At 24.2% G+C, this 17976-nt stretch carries 14 protein-coding genes and 1 tRNA gene; 8 read left to right on the forward strand and 7 right to left on the reverse strand.

Going from position 1 to position 17976, the window contains the following annotated elements; translation table 11 throughout:
• Positions 1-2 precede the first annotated feature (2 nt).
• From pheT to tgt, 3 genes are all read left to right on the forward strand, one after another.
• On the forward strand, positions 3-2405 hold the full coding sequence (gene pheT, locus RJT62_RS00595; RefSeq protein WP_343153840.1) for a phenylalanine--tRNA ligase subunit beta: 2403 nt from the start codon (positions 3-5) through the stop codon (positions 2403-2405).
• A gap of 110 nt (positions 2406-2515) precedes the next feature.
• Positions 2516-3592 (forward strand): tRNA preQ1(34) S-adenosylmethionine ribosyltransferase-isomerase QueA, encoded by a 1077-nt coding sequence (queA, locus tag RJT62_RS00600; RefSeq protein ID WP_343153841.1) that lies wholly within the window; start codon positions 2516-2518, stop codon positions 3590-3592.
• A 33-nt stretch (positions 3593-3625) separates the two neighbouring features.
• Entirely contained in the window at positions 3626-4732 is a 1107-nt protein-coding gene (gene tgt / locus RJT62_RS00605; RefSeq protein ID WP_343153842.1) for a tRNA guanosine(34) transglycosylase Tgt, read from the forward strand.
• Positions 4733-4948: 216 nt separating this feature from the next.
• Here the strand turns inward: tgt and glyS are convergent, their stop codons facing one another.
• Positions 4949-6901: a glycine--tRNA ligase subunit beta gene (gene glyS, locus RJT62_RS00610; protein ID WP_343153843.1), complete on the reverse strand. Its 1953-nt coding sequence runs from the start codon at positions 6899-6901 to the stop codon at positions 4949-4951.
• Between the two features lie 18 nt (positions 6902-6919).
• Complete coding sequence (gene glyQ / locus RJT62_RS00615) at positions 6920-7795, reverse strand: glycine--tRNA ligase subunit alpha (protein ID WP_343153844.1); 876 nt, start codon at positions 7793-7795, stop codon at positions 6920-6922.
• A gap of 276 nt (positions 7796-8071) precedes the next feature.
• Here glyQ and nfo point away from each other — a divergent pair, with 276 nt between their 5' ends.
• The 3 genes from nfo to RJT62_RS00630 all read left to right on the forward strand — a co-directional run bounded on the left by nfo (position 8072) and on the right by RJT62_RS00630 (position 9409).
• Entirely contained in the window at positions 8072-8917 is an 846-nt protein-coding gene (gene nfo / locus RJT62_RS00620) for a deoxyribonuclease IV (protein WP_343153845.1), read from the forward strand.
• 72 nt (positions 8918-8989) lie between these two features.
• Positions 8990-9274: a 50S ribosomal protein L25 gene (gene rplY, locus RJT62_RS00625; protein WP_343153846.1), complete on the forward strand. Its 285-nt coding sequence runs from the start codon at positions 8990-8992 to the stop codon at positions 9272-9274.
• Between the two features lie 59 nt (positions 9275-9333).
• A tRNA-Ser gene (locus RJT62_RS00630) sits at positions 9334-9409 on the forward strand.
• 47 nt (positions 9410-9456) lie between these two features.
• Here the strand turns inward: RJT62_RS00630 and RJT62_RS00635 are convergent.
• Positions 9457-10221 (reverse strand): DedA family protein, encoded by a 765-nt coding sequence (locus RJT62_RS00635; protein WP_343153847.1) that lies wholly within the window; start codon positions 10219-10221, stop codon positions 9457-9459.
• A 171-nt stretch (positions 10222-10392) separates the two neighbouring features.
• On the opposite strand from RJT62_RS00635, the gene rsmA reads away from it, so the two are divergent.
• Entirely contained in the window at positions 10393-11208 is an 816-nt protein-coding gene (gene rsmA / locus RJT62_RS00640) for a 16S rRNA (adenine(1518)-N(6)/adenine(1519)-N(6))-dimethyltransferase RsmA (protein WP_343153848.1), read from the forward strand.
• Between the two features lie 89 nt (positions 11209-11297).
• Positions 11298-12104: a symmetrical bis(5'-nucleosyl)-tetraphosphatase gene (locus tag RJT62_RS00645; RefSeq protein ID WP_343153849.1), complete on the forward strand. Its 807-nt coding sequence runs from the start codon at positions 11298-11300 to the stop codon at positions 12102-12104.
• Here RJT62_RS00645 and RJT62_RS00650 read toward each other — a convergent pair.
• From RJT62_RS00650 to dapB, 4 genes are all read right to left on the reverse strand, one after another.
• The gene (locus RJT62_RS00650) at positions 12101-12610 is read right to left on the reverse strand and encodes a dihydrofolate reductase (protein WP_343153850.1); all 510 of its coding nucleotides are present in this window, start codon (positions 12608-12610) and stop codon (positions 12101-12103) included. The two genes, RJT62_RS00645 and RJT62_RS00650, sit on opposite strands and share 4 nt — an antisense overlap.
• Positions 12600-15830, reverse strand: coding sequence for a carbamoyl-phosphate synthase large subunit (gene carB, locus RJT62_RS00655; protein ID WP_343153851.1), 3231 nt, complete (start codon positions 15828-15830; stop codon positions 12600-12602). Before carB ends, RJT62_RS00650 begins: the two co-directional genes overlap by 11 nt.
• A complete protein-coding gene (gene carA / locus RJT62_RS00660; RefSeq protein WP_343153852.1) occupies positions 15814-16998 on the reverse strand; it encodes a glutamine-hydrolyzing carbamoyl-phosphate synthase small subunit in 1185 nt (394 codons plus the stop codon). The genes carB and carA overlap by 17 nt, the downstream gene beginning before the upstream one ends.
• 99 nt (positions 16999-17097) lie before the next feature.
• On the reverse strand, positions 17098-17907 hold the full coding sequence (gene dapB, locus RJT62_RS00665; protein WP_343153853.1) for a 4-hydroxy-tetrahydrodipicolinate reductase: 810 nt from the start codon (positions 17905-17907) through the stop codon (positions 17098-17100).
• Positions 17908-17976: the final 69 nt, after the last annotated feature.

Genomic DNA, 17976 nt, shown 5'->3' on the forward strand with positions numbered 1-17976 from the left:
TAATGAAATTTAGTAAAAAATGGTTATTAGAAAGAGCTAATTTGTCAATTAGCAGTAAAAAAATTTGTAGTCAAATGACTCAAGCAGGATTAGAAAGTGAAATATTGACGGATGAATTAAATAAATTTAAAAAAATAATTGTTGGTAAAATTATTTCTTATCATTTACATCCAAAATCTAAAACTTTAAAAGTTATTAAGGTTAAAATTGAAAAAAAAAGAATAATTCAAATTATTAGTAATGCTAAGAATTGTAGAGTGGGAATAAAAGTTGCTGTAGCTACTAAATCTAGTGTAATTTTAAAAGATAAAAAAGTTTTTTCTAAAGTAATATTAGGAGAATTATCTGAAGGAATCTTATGTTCTTTTCAAGAATTAGGTATGATAGATAATCAAATAAACAATGTAATTGAATTGCCATCATTTGCTTTAATCGGAAGAACAGTAAAAGAATATTTTTATCCAAATGATACTACAATAGTAGTTAATTTACCTTCTAATCGTTCTGATATATTAGGAATAATAGGCATAGCAAGAGAAATGTCTGTTTTAAATGGTTTAAGTTTTGCTAAATTTGAAAAAAAAAAAGTAATTCCTAAAATAAAAGATGTAGGGAAAGTTAAAATATTAACACATAAAGAATTTCCTAAATACGTAGGAAGAATAATTAAAAATATTGATTTACAAGTAGATACTCCTTTTTGGATAAAGGAAAGATTAAGATTTTGTCAAGTTTCTTTAGAAGAAAATGTAATAAATAATATTATTAATTATGTTTTAATTGAATTTAATCAACCGTTACATGTATTTAATTGGAATTATAATAATTCCAATTTAATCTTTCGATATTCTAAAAAAAATGAATTAGTTAAATTAGAAAATGGCGAATCATTTTTTTTAGATGAAAAAATAATTGTAGGAACATGTAAAAATTCAAAAATAATTTTTATACCTTTAGGATTAAATTTGAAGAATGGAAGAATTTCTTTTTCTTCAAAAAACATTTTATTATGTAGTGTTTTTTTAACCCCATCATATGCAAAAAATTTTTCAAATCAAAAATGGGTTTCTTTCAAAATGTTGGAAACTTATAAAAGAGGTATGGATTTTAGTTTTCAAAATTATGTTTTGGAGTATGCTACTGAATTGATATTAAATATCTGTGGGGGTTTGCCTGGACCTATTTTAAATAAAAAAACATTTTCAAATTATTTCAAAAGAAAAAAAATTCTTTTTAATTTTAAAAAAATTAAAAAAATTCTTGGATATGAAATAGACATTTTCAGAATAGAAAAAATTTTAGTTCTTTTAGGATTTGAAATAATTAAATGTAAAAAAAATATTTGGGAAATAACTATTCCTACATGGCGAAATGATATTTCTTTAGAAGAAGATATTATTTCTGAAGTTATTCGTGTTGTTGGATGCGATAAAATTAAATCAATTCCTATAAAGTCAAAAGTTATTATTGGTAAAAAAAATAAAATAACTTCTTCTTTAAAAGAAATAAAAAGTATGTTTTTTTATAAAGGATATAACGAAGTAATTAATTATTCTTTTGTTAATCCTTCCCAACAAAAAATTTTTTTTAAAGATAAGGAATTAATTTCATTATTAAATCCTATTTCAATAGAAATGTCTTCTATGAGATCAACTTTGCTTGTTGGTTTGTTAAATAACATATCTTATAATCAAAGTAGACAAGAAACTTCAATTCGTTTATTTGAGATTGGTTTATGTTTTTCTCTTGAAGAAAAAAAGAAATATGAAGTGAATCAAGAATTATTTATTGCAGGAGTAATTAGTGGAAAATTAACTGAAAAGCATTGGAATATAAAAGATAGAAAATTTAATTTTTTTGATTTAAAAGATGATGTGGAAACTATGTTGTCTTTAACAAGACATCATTCAAATATTTTTTTTTCTCCTAAAGTTTTTTTCGGATTACATTCTCATCAAAGTGCAGAAATATTGCTTAATAATCAATCGATTGGAAAAATTGGAACATTAGATCCTATCTTAATAAAAAAATTTAATTTAAAAGAATCTGTTTTTTTATTTGAAATATCTATGGAAAAATTATTTCCATTTAATAATTTTTCAGTTAAAGATATTTCTATTTTTCCTGGTAGTAAGAAAGATATATCTTTTTTAGTTTCTAATAAAGTTTTATCTATTGATATTATTAAAGAATGTGAGTCCGTATCTCCAGGAAATATTAAGAAAGTTTCCTTAATTGATATGTATACTGACAAAAAATTTTTGAAGGGAACAAAAGGTATCTCAATTAGTTTATTTTTTCAAAATCAATATAAAACATTAGAAGAGTCTGAAATATTACAATTAGTAGAAAAATGTATCTCTCAATTAAGAAAAAAATTTAATATTATACTAAGAAACGAATAACTTTTATTATTAGGGTTTAATTTATTTAAATTAGATTTAATATTTATACATTTTAAAAAAATATGATAAAGTTAGGAGAAAATTAATGTAAAACTTTATGAAAAATACATATGTATTGCTTTTCTGATTTTGATTTTTTTTTACCTAAGCATCTTATTCCTTATTATCCTCTTGAGTCAAGAAGTGAAAGTCGATTATTAATAGTTGATGGAAAAGATGGCAATATTAAGCATGCTTTTTTTAAGAATATCGTTGATCATTTTAATCCTAATGATCTATTAGTTTTTAATGATACTAAAGTTATTCCAGCTAGAATTTTTGGAATTAAAAAAAAAACAGGTGGAAAAATAGAAATTTTTATTATAAAGATAATAACTAACAATAAAGTAGTTGCAAAAATAAAATCTTCTAATTCCTGTAAAGTAGGAGATATATTTATTTTAGGAGAAAAAAAAAATTTTTCTTGTTCAATAATATCAATAAAGAAAAAATTTTTTGAAATAAAATTTCATAATGTCGAAAAGATAATGAATTTTTTATATCGTCTAGGACACATGCCTTTACCACCTTATATTCATCGAAAAGATAATATTCAAGATCACGTGTCTTATCAGACAGTTTATGCGAATCATTTAGGATCTGTAGCAGCTCCAACTGCTGGATTGCATTTTGATAATGATTTATTAAAAAAATTAAAAAAAAGAAAAGTTCAATTTGCTTTTATTACTTTACATATTGGTTTAGGTACATTTCAACCTATTAAAAATAATAATTTGAAAAGTCATATTATGCATTCTGAACATTTTCGTGTAAATTCAAAAGTTTTAAAAGAAATATTAGAATGTAAAAAAAGAGGAAATCGAGTTATAGCCGTAGGAACAAGTACACTAAGAGCACTTGAATCAATTCAAAGTAAAAAGAAGAATGATTCTTCTTCTTTCAAAAAAACAAATATTTTTATATATCCTGGTTATAACCATACTATAGCAGATGGATTAATAACAAATTTTCATTTTCCTAATTCTACTTTAATATTATTAGTTGCTTCTTTTTTAGGTTGTAAAAATACGATTAATGTTTATAAAGAAGCAATTAAAAAAAATTATAGATTTTTGAGCTATGGAGATTCAATGTTTATTACAAATAAAAAAAGAAATGAAAAAAAAAATGTTTTTTTGTTTAAATAAAAGAAAAATTTTTAAAAATTAAAAGGTGAAAATTTGAAATTTAATATTTTAAACAAAGATGGTTTATCTAGATATGGAACTTTAAGTTTCGGAAATATGGTCATAGAAACACCAGTTTTTATGCCTGTAGGTACGTATGGTACCATAAAAGGCGTTTCTTCAGAAGAATTACGAGAAATTGGAATAAAATTAATATTAGGAAATGCTTTTCACTTATATTTTCGTCCTGGAGAAAAAGTTATAACTTCTTTTGGAAATCTACATAATTTTATGAATTGGAAAGGAAAAATACTAACTGATTCAGGAGGATATCAAATTTTTAGTTTATCTAATTTTTGTAAGGTTTCAGATGAGGGAGTTCATTTTAAAAATCCAGAAAATGGAAATTTATTATTTTTAACTCCTGAAAAATCAATTGATATTCAGTGTTTTTTAAGGTCAGATATTGTAATGTGTTTTGATGAATGTATTTCGTATTCTAATAGTTGGAATAGAATAAAAAATTCTGTTGAACGATCTATAAGATGGGCAAAAAGAAGTAAAAATCAATTTAATAGAAAAGAAAATAGAAATTCGTTATTTGGAATAATTCAAGGAGGAGTATTTCAAGATTTAAGAAATTTTTCAATCAATGAAATGTTAAAAATTGGATTTGATGGATATGCTTTGGGAGGATTTTCTGTAGGAGAACCTAAAAAAAATATGTATTCATTAATAGAAGAAATTTCTCTTCAATTACCTACAGAAAAACCAAGATATTTGATGGGTGTAGGAAAACCAATAGATATTATGGAATCTGTAAGTAAAGGAATTGATATGTTTGATTGTGTTATACCTACTAGAAATGCTAGAAATGGATTTTTATTTACTAAAAAAGGAATAATCAGAATTAGAAATTCAAAATATAAATATGATCTTTTAAGTTTAGATTCTGAATGTAAATGTTATACTTGTACAAATTATAGTAGAGCATATTTACATCATTTAGATAAATGTCGTGAAACGTTAGGAATTAGATTAAATACCATACATAATATTTATTACTATAGTGTTCTTATGAATGATTTAAGGAATTCGATTAAAAAAAATAAATTAAAAAAATTTATTCAAGATTATAAACATAATTGTTTAAAAAACTAATTGTATAGATATAAATATATCAACAATCAGTTTTTAGTTTTTTAGTTGTTAATAAAAATAAATTTTTATTTATCATTAAATAAATATGATCATGTATATCTTGGATAGATATATCTAATACTTGGAATTAATATTTCATTTTTATAGATTTTTTATTTTAATGTTTGTTATCATAATTTTTTTTAATAGAAAATATTTAGTTAAATTTCATTTGATTTAAATTAACAATGCAAAATTTGTTATCTTTAAGAATATTTTTTTTACTTCATTTAACAATGACAAACGATTTAAGCAAATATCATCATTTTTGTCATAAACAATTGTTTGTTCAAAAAAATTTTCTATAAATTTTATTAAATTAATAATTTTTAATAATGATTCTTTATATTTTTTTTTAGATAAAAGTTTTTTTATTGTGATTTTGTATTTTTTCAGTTCAAAAAATAGTTTTATTTCACTTTCATGAATTAGAAGTTTTTCATTTACAAAATAATTTATTTTTTTATTATTTTTTTTTAATATGTTTTGAATTCTTTTAAAAATTGTAATTAGTAATTTTAATTTTTCTTTTAAAGAGAATAGCTCTATAATTTTGTTATTAATTTCTGTTAATTCATTTGATTCTAAATCTAAAACAGATTTGATTATCTTTATAGGATATCCTTTTTCTTTGTAAAAATTATATAACCGTATTAAAAAAAAATTTTTTATCTGAAATACTAATTCTTTTTTGTAATTTAAAGTAGTTAATTTAATCGATTTTTTTATTAATTGAATTAAATCAATATAGATTTGATTATTTATGATTATTTTAATAATGCTTAAAGCAGCTCTTCTTAAAGAAAAAGGATCCTTTTCTCCTGAAGGAATTTTGTTGATTAAAAACATACTTGAGATAGTGTCAATTTTATCTGCTATTAGTAAAGTACAACAAACGAGATCAGAGGGAATTTCCTTGCTTTTTTTGAAAAAACAATATTGATTTTTGATTGCATTTATTACAGAGATAGATTCTTTATCACAGAAAGCATAGTAACTACCTATAATACCTTGTAATTCTGGAAATTCAAAAACCATATTGGTAACAAGATCACATTTTGATAATTCAGCAGCTCGATTTGATTCTTGTTCATTTGCTCCGGTAAATTTACAAATCCAAGTAGATAGTTTTTTTAATCGAATAGTTTTGTCGAATAAAGTTCCTAATTTTTCTTGAAAAATTACATTTTTTAAATTAGGAAGGTAACTTTCTAAATTTTTTAATCGATCTTTTTTTAAAAAGAAATTAATGTCTGATAGTCTAGAATGTATAACTATTTCATTACCTATAATAATTTTTTCGTATTTTTTTGTTAAAATATCACTAATAATTAGAAAATAATTTTTTAATTTTTTTGATTTTTCGTATAGTAGAAAACATTTTTGAATATTTTGTATAACATGTTTTAATATTTCTAATGGAATTTTTAGAAATTTTTTTTTAAATTTTCCAATTAATACATTAGGCCATTCAACCGACGATGTAATTTCTTCTAACAAACTTTTGTCAATATTTAGAACTCCATTTATTTTTTTTATTTTTTTTAACATTTTTTTATATATTATTTGTTTTCTTTCTTCATAATTAGGAAGTACTTTACCAATATTCTTTAATATAATAGGATAATCAGCAGCGTGATTAAGAGTAATTTTTTTCTTTTCCATTAAAAAATGACCCTCTGTTACTCGATTAGAACAAATATTAAATAATTTTAGGTCAACAATTTTTGAATTTAATAGAGCTAAAATATATCTAACGGGTCTATAAAATTTATATTTTTTGTCTTCCCATATCATTAATTTAGAAGAATCAATTTTTTTAAAAGAAAAACTAATAATTTTAGAGATAAGATCAATATCTTTTTTAGATTTTGTTTGATTTTTTAAATTTTTTTTTAGTGTTTCGTTTATTTTTTTTTCTTTGAAAGAGGACGAACATTTTTTTTTATTGGTTAAATATATCTTGATAGCTAATCTTCTTGATGTAGCAAACCAAAATATTTTTTTATATTTTACATTGTAAATATTTAGTAATTTTTCAAAATTATTAAAAAAAGATTTTGAAAGAGATTTCAATGTTTTAGCAGGTAGTTGTTCAGTTCCTAATTCAAATAAAAATATTTTTTTCATAAATTTTCCAAATAAAAGTTATAGTGATTTTTTATATCTAATAGCTATTTCTTTTGTTAATGTTTGTATATAAAGAATTTTTTTTTGTCTTTCTGAAGAAGACATAGTTTTTTTAGCATCTAATAGATTAAAATTATGTATAGCATATAAGGCATGTTCATAAGATGGTATCAATAGATTAGGTTTAAGAGATAATAGTCTTTTGGACTCTGATAAATGACTCTCAAAAAGATTTAATAGTAACTGAGTATTAGAATATTGAAAGTTATAAGCAGATTGCTCTATTTCATTTTGAATAAATAAATCTTTATAAGTGATTTCTTTTGTTTTATTTTTACTCCAAATTAATTCATAAACATTTTTAATATTTTGTATGTGCATAGAAATTCTTTCCAGCCCGTATGTAATTTCAATGGTTATAGGAAAGCAATCTATACCTCCAACTTGTTGGAAATAAGTAAATTGAGTTATCTCCATCCCGTTTAACCATACTTCCCATCCTATTCCCCAAGCTCCTAAAGTGGTATTTTTCCAATCATCTTCAACAAAACGGATATCATTTTTTGTTGGATCAATTGAAATATATTTTAGTGATTCTAAATATAATTCTTGAATGTTAAAAGGAACGGGTTTAATTATGATCTGAAATTGATAATAATGTTGTAATCGATTATCATTTTCTCCATATCTTCCATCATATGGTCTTCTAGATGCTTGAACATATCCAAATTTTGAAGGAGTAGAATTTATAGTAGTAAAAAATGTTTTATGATGAAATGTTCCAGCTCCAATTGGCAAATCTAAAGGTTGAATTATACAACAATCTTGTTTTTTCCAAAATTTTTGTAATTTGCAAATAATATCGTAAATAGTTAAAAAATTTTTTTTTTCCATATTTTTTCTTATTAAGTTTATTTGAATATTTATAACAAATAGAATAAAAAATTTGATATAAACAATTTTATTATTAATATTTTTAAACGAGTATTAAAAAATGTTCTCTATATTATAGGCATGAACGATTGCTAGAATTAATTTTTAGTAAAATCTAACCATTAATTTTTTAAATCTTGATTTAAAAAATTAAAAAATAAAAAATATACTATTTTTTAATATATAGTATTATACACATATAAATAAAATTAGTAATTTTTGGATTAAATTTAAAATATGAAATATGTTGGAGTTCATGTAAGTGCTTCAGGTGGATTAAAAAAAGCAGTTTTTCGAGCTTATAAGTTAGGAGCGACTGCTTTTTCATTTTTTACTAAAAATCAAAGAAGATGGATTGCTAAACCATTAACTAAAGAACAGATATTAGATTTTAAATTAGCTTGTAAAGAATGTAATTTTAATAACTTTCAAATACTACCACATAGTAGTTATTTAATAAATTTATGTCATCCTGAAAAAGAATTATTACAAAAATCTAGAAAAGCATTTATTGATGAGTTGTATCGTTGCCAACAATTAGGATTATTATACTTAAATTTTCATCCTGGTAACTTTTTAAAAGAGTTTAACAAAAAAAAGTCTGCTCAAGTTATAGCGGATTCTATTAACATAGCGTTAGAAAAAGTAAAAGGAGTAAGTGCAATAATAGAAAATACAGCAGGACAAGGTACTAGCGTAGGGTATTGTTTTGAACAATTGTTTAACATTATACAAAAGGTTGATGATCAATCAAGAATAGGAGTTTGTATTGATACTTGTCATCTATTTTCATCTGGATATGAATTAAGAACAGAAAGGGATTGCGAGAATACATTTAAATTGTTTCAAGATATAATAGGATTTAATTATTTAAAAGGAATGCATTTAAATGATTCAAAATCTGACTTTAATAGTCGTTTGGATCGACATCATAATTTAGGTCAAGGAAATATAGGGATGACTCCATTTCATTGGATTATGAATCAAGAAAACTTTAATAATATTCCGTTGATTTTAGAAACTATTGATTCTAATTTATGGAAAAAAGAAATATCTTTGTTATTATCTATTTCAAATTTATAAGAATTTATCTTATTTTTTTGATTATAGTAAGTATATTTGTACAAAAGTTTATATTTTTAATAGGAACTAAAAATGTTAATTATTCATGCAACACAACGAGATAAAATTGGGAAAAGTGCAAGTCGATTATTACGAACAAAAAATAAGTTTCCAGCAATAGTTTATGGAAAAAAAAAACCAACTTTACATATTCAGATAGATAATAAAATTATTATTAATTCAACATTTTTTAAAAAAAATATAAGGTTAATCATTTGTAATGAAAAATATATTGTTTCGATAAAAGAAATTCATTATCATGCATTTAAACCTAAAATAATACATATAGATTTTATTTATATAGATGAAATTAAATAGTTTTTCTTTAAAATATAAATTTTTTTCAATATTTAAAAAATTTTTATAGAAATAAATTTCGGCACGTAGCACATAGCTAGGTAGCATACTGTCATAGAGTGTCAGTGGTCGGGGGTTCAAATCCCTCCGTGCCGATTGATTTTAAAAATAGAATATATGTTTTTTGTAAAAAATATCAATTTTTAGATAGAAACAATTTTTAATATTGCGTGTCTAAAAAATGATACTTTTGGATGAAATTGAAGTAAAATCAAACTAATTAATCCAATAAGAATTAATGTAATTCCAATATAATTTATTTTTTTAATTGATAATGAAAGAGTTAAGAATTCATTAGGATTTTTATTTCTATTTAACCATAACAACCATATTCCCATAGAAATAATTAAAAAAGTAGTTAATATTATCCATTTTAGATAGTTATCTTTTTCATTATATTTTGGAGAGTCTATAACAATTCCTGTTATAATCCCGGGAAAAAAATATATAGGAGGCCATAATAAACAACCAATTATATCAGGAATTATAAATTTTTTAAAAGGTAGTTTTAACATTCCTGAAACCATTGGAATTAGAGCTCTGGTAGGTCCTATAAAACGACCAATAAGTATAGTAGCTAAGCTATGATTTTGTACGGTATTTTTAATTTTTAATAAAATCAATTTATATTTCTTTATGTTTTTAAATAAATGAAAGCATCGTTTAAATTTTAAACCTAAAAAATAAGATAACCAATCTCCTATTAAACAACCTATTGTACTGGCAATCCATGCCGAATAAAAGTTTAATGTTTGGTTACCTATTAAAGTTCCTATCATGGACATAAAGACGATACCTGGCAAAAATAAACCAACGATTGCCAATGATTCCAAAAAAGAAATTATAACTATAATGATAAAAGAATAAGCTAAAGATTGCAACAGTAATAATTTTAACCATGATTCCATAAATTCTCATTTCATTTATATTAATTTATGTTTTATATATTTTATACTTTATCAAAAAAAATAAAATTTATATTTTCTATTATTTGATAAAAATCAAATTTTTTGAGACGGTTGCATTTTTTAAAAGTTTTATTATCGATATTTTTTTAAATTTAAAATAAGTTATATTATATGAAAAAAAAAATTCATAAATTTAAACCTTCAAAAAAATTAGGACAGAATTTTTTAATTAATAAAAATATTATTGATTTAATTATTAGAAAAATTGATCCAAAATTAGATGAAGTGTTTTTAGAAATTGGACCTGGATTAGGATCTTTAACTTTTCCTATACTCGATCTTATAAATAAACTTTATGCTATAGAAATTGATAACAGTTTATCAAAAAAACTAAAAGAAAAAGTTTCTTCAGAAAAGTTAACTGTTTTTTCTGAAAATGTTATAAGGTTTGACATGCAAAAATTTTATGAAAAGAAAAAAGTTCCAATACGAATTTTTGGTAATTTACCTTATAACATTTCAGTTTTTTTAATGTTAAAATTATTAAAATTTCATCGTATTATAAAAGATATGCATTTTATGTTTCAAAAAGAAGTAGCTAATCGAATTAAGGCTAATCCTAATACTAAAAATTACGGGAAATTAAGTGTAATAGTTCAGTATTTTTTTAAAGTTACATCATTAATAGATGTTCCAAAAGAATGTTTTTTTCCAATTCCTAAAGTTAACTCTTCCTTTATTCGATTAGAACCTCATTTTTTTCCTCCTTACTATGTAAGCAATATTAAATTGTTATCATATATTACTAATATGGCATTTTCTAAAAAAAGAAAAATGTTACGAAACAGTTTATCAGAATTATTTTCTGAAAAAAAATTACGTAATTTAGGCATTAATCCTTTACTAAGAGCTGAAAATATATCAATATCAGAATATTGTTGTTTAACCGAAGATTTAGTTAAAAAAAATTTTTTAATTCCGAAATAAATTTTTTTTTGCATTTAGTTTTAAAATATATTTGATATTTATCAAAAATATTTTTATTAATTATATTTTAAATTATTTAGGAAAAATAGATGAGTACTTATTTTGTAGGAGATGTTCATGGTTGTTATAAAGAATTAAGATCATTGTTGCAGAAAGTTAAATTTGATTCAAATCAAGACGAACTTTGGTTAAGTGGAGATTTAGTTTCAAAAGGTCCTGATTCATTAGATGTACTTCAGTATGTTTTTTCTTTAGGAAAATCTGCAAAAGTAGTTTTAGGAAATCATGATTTGAACTTATTATTAATACATGCTGGATTAAGAAAAAATAGTAAAAAAGATAATCTAACCGAACTATTAAAATCAAAAGATGCTGATCATCTAATTAATTGGCTAAGGAAACAACCATTATTAAGAATAGATGAAAAAAGAAAAATATTACTTTCTCATGCTGGAATTTCTCCTCAATGGAATATTAAAACAGCAAAAAAATGTGCTAAAGAATGTGAATTAATGTTAAAAAAGAAAAATTATTTTAATATTTTGAATTCTATTAGAGGAGATTATCCAAACTTTTGGAAGAAAGAACTAGTAGGAACTTTTCGTTTTCGATTTTCTGTTAATGTTTTGACAAGAATGCGATATTGTTTTCCAGATGGAAGTTTAGAATTAAATTGTAAGGAAAATCCATCTTTGGTAAAAAAAGAAATCAAACCTTGGTATGAAATAAAAAATTTATCTATTAGTAAAAAATATAAAGTTTTTTTCGGACATTGGTCGACTTTAGTTGGAACTCAAACGCCAAATTGGGTAGTTCCGTTAGATACTGGTTGTTGTTGGGGAAGAGGATTAACCATGATTCGATTAGAAGATCAAAAAAAATTTGTTCAGTATTAATATCTATGATTTTTTCGAACTAATATATTGAAACAAAATTCAATTTTTTTTAAGTTAGATAAAAAATAACTTTCTTTCTGAAAAATGATTCTCCAAGTATTTTTTTTCAAAAAAATTGGAAAATATGCATCGCCTTCAACATTAATGTTAATGTTTGTAATATAAATTTTTTTAATATAAGGAAACATTTGAAAGTATATGCTAGTTCCACCGATAATCATTATTTCACTTTTTTTATTTTTTACTTCAAATTTTAACAGTTCGTCTATTGATGAAAGAGAAATAATTCCCTTAGTAGTAATTGGATTACTACTAATGATTATATTTTTTCGAAAAGATAAAGGTTTACAATTAATTGATTCCCAGGTCTTTCGACCCATTACAATAAATTTATGGATAGTATTTTTTTTGAACCAAAGTAAATCTTCAGGTAAGTACCAAGGTATTTTTCCATTAAAACCAATAACCAAGTTGTTGCTAACAGCAACAATTAAACTAAAAGTCATATTTTATTTTCTTGTGTAATTCTTGTAAAGAAAAAACATTTTTTGTTGGATTATTATTTAAAGCCATAATTGTTGCGTATGCTCCATTTAAAGTAGAATCATAATGTACTTTGTACTCTAAAGCGTTAGAGCATATTAATTTAGATTCTTCGATTTCTTCATAGGAATTTGAAACGTTAATTATGTATGAATATTCTTTATTTTTTAACCTATCTTGTATATTAGGTCTTCCTTCTTTTAAATTATTAACAAATCTCGAATAAATTCCTGCTCTTTTTAAAATTTTGAATGTTTCTTGTGTAGAATCTAATTTAAATCCTATTTTTTTTAATTTTATTGCTAAATTAATTATGCTTGTTATGTTTTTTTCTTTTACTGAAAGTAAAGCTCTTCCTGGTAATTTGATACTTATTTGAGCACCTAATAAAGCTTTTGAAAAAGCAATAGAAAAATTTTTTCCTATACCCATAACTTCTCCTGTTGATCTCATTTCAGGACCTAATAATGGATTAATTTTGTCAAATTTATTGAAAGGAAGTACCACTTCTTTTACAGAATAATAAGGAGGAATTATTTCTTTTGAAAATCCTTGAGAAATTAAATTTTTTCCAATTATAGTAAGTGCTGAAATTTTTGCTAATGGTATACCAATTGCTTTAGATACAAATGGTATTGTTCTAGCAGCTCTAGGGTTAACTTCTAATATGTATAATTTTTCATTTTTAATAGCAAATTGAATATTAATTAATCCTAAAACTGATAATTCAAAAGATATTTTCTTTACTTGAGACCTAATTTTATTTAATATTTTTTTATTTAAGGTATAAGTAGGTAAAGAACATGCAGAATCTCCTGAATGAATCCCCGCTTGTTCAATATGTTCCATAATTCCACCGATCAAGATATTTTTTCCATCAAATACAGCATCTACATCTACTTCTATAGCTCCTTCTAAATAATGATCTAATAAAATAGGAACATTTTTAAATAAAAACAATTTATTATTAAAATAATTTTTTAAGCAAGTTGAATTATATATAATTTCCATTGAACTTCCTCCTATAACATATGAAGGACGTGCTATAATAGGATAACCAATTTTTTTTGCTTCAATTAAGGCATTTTTTAAATTAGTAACAGTAGAATTTTTAGGTTGATTTAATCCTAATTTTTTTATCATATGCTGAAATTTGTTTCGATCTTCTGCCTTATCTATATTCTCAGGACTTGTACCTAGAATATTAACTTTTTCTTTTTGAAGAAGTTTAGCTAATTTTAAAGGGGTTTGTCCTCCGTATTGAATAATTACTCCATATGGATTTTCTATCCTAATTATCTCTAATACATTTTCTAAAGTAACAGGTTCAAAATATAGACGATCAGAAATGTCATAGTCAGTGGACACTGTTTCTGGATTACAATTAATCATAATTATTTCGAATCCAGAATTTCGTAATGATAGAGCTGCATGAACACAACAGTAATCAAATTCAATACCTTGCCCTATTCTATTAGGTCCTCCACCTAATATGATAATTTTTTTATTATTATTATTGGGATTAGCTTCACATTCTTCCTCCCAAGTGGAATACATATATGCTGTTTCTGTAGAAAACTCTGCTGCACAAGTATCAACCCTTTTATAAACTGGAAATAAATTATATTCTTCTCTTTTTTTTCTGATATTTTTTTCTGTAGATTTTGTTAAGAAAGCAATTCTTTCGTCTGAAAATCCCTTTTTTTTCAAAAATGTTAAATAATTTTTGTTAATTTTAGAAAGGTTTACTTTTTTAAGATTTTTTTCTATTTCAATTAATTCTTTTATTTGTATTAAAAACCAAGGATCAATTAGAGATAGTTTATGAACTGCATGAACAGACATACCTATTCTAAAAGCATCTGCAATATGCCATATTCGATCAGAACCTGGATTTTTTAATTCAAATTTTATTTGATTTAAATTATTTTCAGAATTTTTTTTTAATTTGGAATCAAATCCAGAAGCATTAATTTCTAAACCTCTAATGGCTTTTTGAATAGATTCTTGAAAAGTTCTTCCTATAGCCATGACTTCTCCAACAGATTTCATTTGAGTAGTCAATCTATCATTACAACCTTTAAATTTTTCGAAGTTGAATCTAGGTATTTTTGTAACTATATAATCAATGGAAGGTTCAAAAGAAGCTGGAGAAGATGTACTAGTGATGTCATTTCTTAATTCATCAAGAGTATATCCAACAGCTAATTTGGCTGCGATTTTAGCAATCGGGAATCCTGTTGCTTTGGATGCTAGCGCCGAAGATCTAGAAACTCTAGGATTCATTTCAACGATAATCATTTTTCCATTTTTTGGATTTACAGCAAATTGAACATTGGATCCACCTGTTTTCAGTCCAATTTCTCTTAAAATTTTTATAGAAGCATCTCGCATTGCTTGATATTCTTTGTCTGTCAATGTTTGAGCAGGAGCAACTGTAATCGAATCTCCTGTATGTATGCCCATAGGATCTAAATTTTCTATTGAACAAACGATAATACAATTATCATTTTGATCTCTTACAACTTCTAGTTCGTATTCTTTCCATCCTATTAAAGATTCATCTATCAAAAGTTCATGATTAGGGGAGAGATCTAATCCTTTTTCACAAATTTCTTTAAACTCTTCGTAATTGTATGCAATACCTCCTCCGGAACCCCCCATTGTAAAAGAAGGTCTAATGATACAAGGAAATCCTATTTTTTTGGATACCTTGTAAGCATCTTCTATGGTATGAGCTATTCCTGATTTCGCGGTTTTTAGTCCTATTTTGTTTATTAATTTTTCAAATAATTTTCTATTTTCTGCTTTTTTTATTGATTCGGCAGTAGCTCCTAACATTAAGATTTTATTATCCGATAATATTTTTCTATTTTCTAGTTCTAAGGCACAGTTAAGAGCTGTTTGTCCTCCCATGGTTGGTAGTAAAGCATCTGGTTTTTCTTTTTCTATAATTTTTTTGATAATTTTCCAATGAATTGGTTCAATATAAGTAATATCTGCCATATCAGGATCAGTCATTATCGTTGCAGGATTAGAATTAACTAAAATGGTTTTATATCCTTCTTCACGTAAAGCTTTGCATGCTTGAGCACCAGAATAATCAAACTCGCATGCTTGTCCAATAATTATTGGACCTGCTCCAAGAATTAAGATAGATTTGATATCAGTTCTTTTGGGCATTTTTATTTTTTCCTGAATTTTTTTGTTTGTAATTCGTTTCCATTAATTTTATAAAATAATCAAATAATGATGAAGAATCATGAGGGCCTGGACTAGCTTCAGGATGTCCTTGGAAACTAAATACAGGTTTTTTGTTCCATTTTAGTCCTTGAAGAGAGTTATCAAATAAGGATTTATGTGTTATTTCAATATTTTTAGAAATAGTTTTAGGATCTACTGTGAATCCATGATTTTGAGAAGTTATTAAAACAGAGTTTGAATTAATGTCTTTTACAGGATGATTAGCCCCATGGTGTCCAAATTTCATTTTTATTATTTTAGCTCCACTAGCTAATGCTAAAAGTTGATGTCCTAGACAAATTCCAAACATAGGAACTTTCATTTTTAGAAATTTTTTTATTGTACCTATAATGTATTTGCAAGGTCTGGGATCTCCAGGACCATTAGATAAAAAAATTCCATCAGGAGACAATTTCATTGTCTCTTTAAAACTAGTTTTTGCAGGAACTACAGTAAGAGAACAATTTCTGTGAAATAACATTCTCAACATGCTTTTTTTAACACCCAAGTCATAAACAACTACGTGAAAAGAGATTTTTTTTTTATTAATAAAAATGGTATTATTTTCTACTTGTAAAGGATGCAAATCTTTTTTCCATTTGTAATAAAATTGAGTAGAAACTTTTTGAACTAAATCGACACCTTGTAAACCTTTAAAATTTTTAATTTTATCATTTGCTTTTTTTATATTCTTGTATTCTTTTCCGGAAATAATACATCCATTTTGGGATCCTTTCGTACGTATTATTCTAGTTAATTTTCTAGTGTCTATGTCAGAAATGCAAATAATGTTATTTTTTTTTAAATATTCTGGAAAAGTAGAAGTGCTTCGATAATTACTAGAAATCAAGGAAACGTCTTTAACAATTAATCCTTTAGCATAAATTTTTTTTGATTCTCCATCATCTACATTAATCCCAACATTGCCGATATGGGGATGAGTTAATACAATTAGTTGATGAGAATAAGAAGGATCTGTGAGTATTTCTTGATATCCAGTAATAGAGGTGTTGAATACCACTTCCCCTACTGTAGAACCAATTTCGCCTACAGATTTTCCAAAAAATATAGTTCCGTCTTCTAGTACTAATGTTGCTGATTTTCTCAAATGGAACTCCAATTATTAAAATTAACTATTTATAATTTAAAAAAAAACCAATTTTATGGGTATATTATCTAAAATTAGCAAATTTGTCTATTTTTGAATTTATATCTTAAGTACATCTTCCATATTATAATACCCATCATTTTTTCTTAAAATCCAATTTAAAGCTCTTAAAACTCCATTAGCAAACAAAGTTCGATTGCTTGCTTTATGAGATATTTCAACTCTCTCCCCTTTACTAGCAAATATAATAGTATGTTCTCCTATAACATCTCCCCCTCTAATAGTGGAAAAACCAATTTTTTTGATTGGTCTTTTTCCAATTTTTCCATTTCTTTCATATATAGAATGATCTTTAAGTTTCCAATTCATAGTATTAGCAATCTTTTCTCCTAACATTAAGGCAGTTCCAGATGGAGCATCTATCTTTTTATTATGATGGAACTCCATAATTTCAATATCAGAATGAGGAACTAATGTTTTTGTAATTTTTTCTAATATATTCAAAATTAAATTGATGCCTATGCTGTAATTAGCAGAAAAAATAATTGCTATTTTTTTGGAACTTTCCTTTATTTTTTGAATTTCTTGTTCATTAAAGCCTGTTGTACCTATGATCATTTTTTTTTTGTATTTTTTGCAAAGAAAAAGATTTCGCATCGTTTCAGACGTATTACTAAAATCGATTAAAATGTCAAAATTTTTTATTTTTTTTTCTAGACAGCAATCTGTTTTAATGTTTATATTTTTTATACCTAAAATTTTTCCTAGATCTTTTCCAATTCTAGGATCTGTTTTTTTTATAATAGCAACAGTGATATTAAAGTTTAAATCTTTATGAATTTTTTTAATTAGTATTTTACCCATTTTTCCCAATGCACCAAAAATTGCAATTCTTGTAATTTTTTTCAAATTGTTTTCCTCTTTTAAGTTTGCAAGCAATATTAGTGAACTAATTAACATTGAAACAACATAGTATTT

This window comes from Buchnera aphidicola (Mindarus keteleerifoliae) (assembly GCF_039392895.1).
Taxonomy (GTDB): domain Bacteria; phylum Pseudomonadota; class Gammaproteobacteria; order Enterobacterales; family Enterobacteriaceae; genus Buchnera_A; species Buchnera_A aphidicola_A.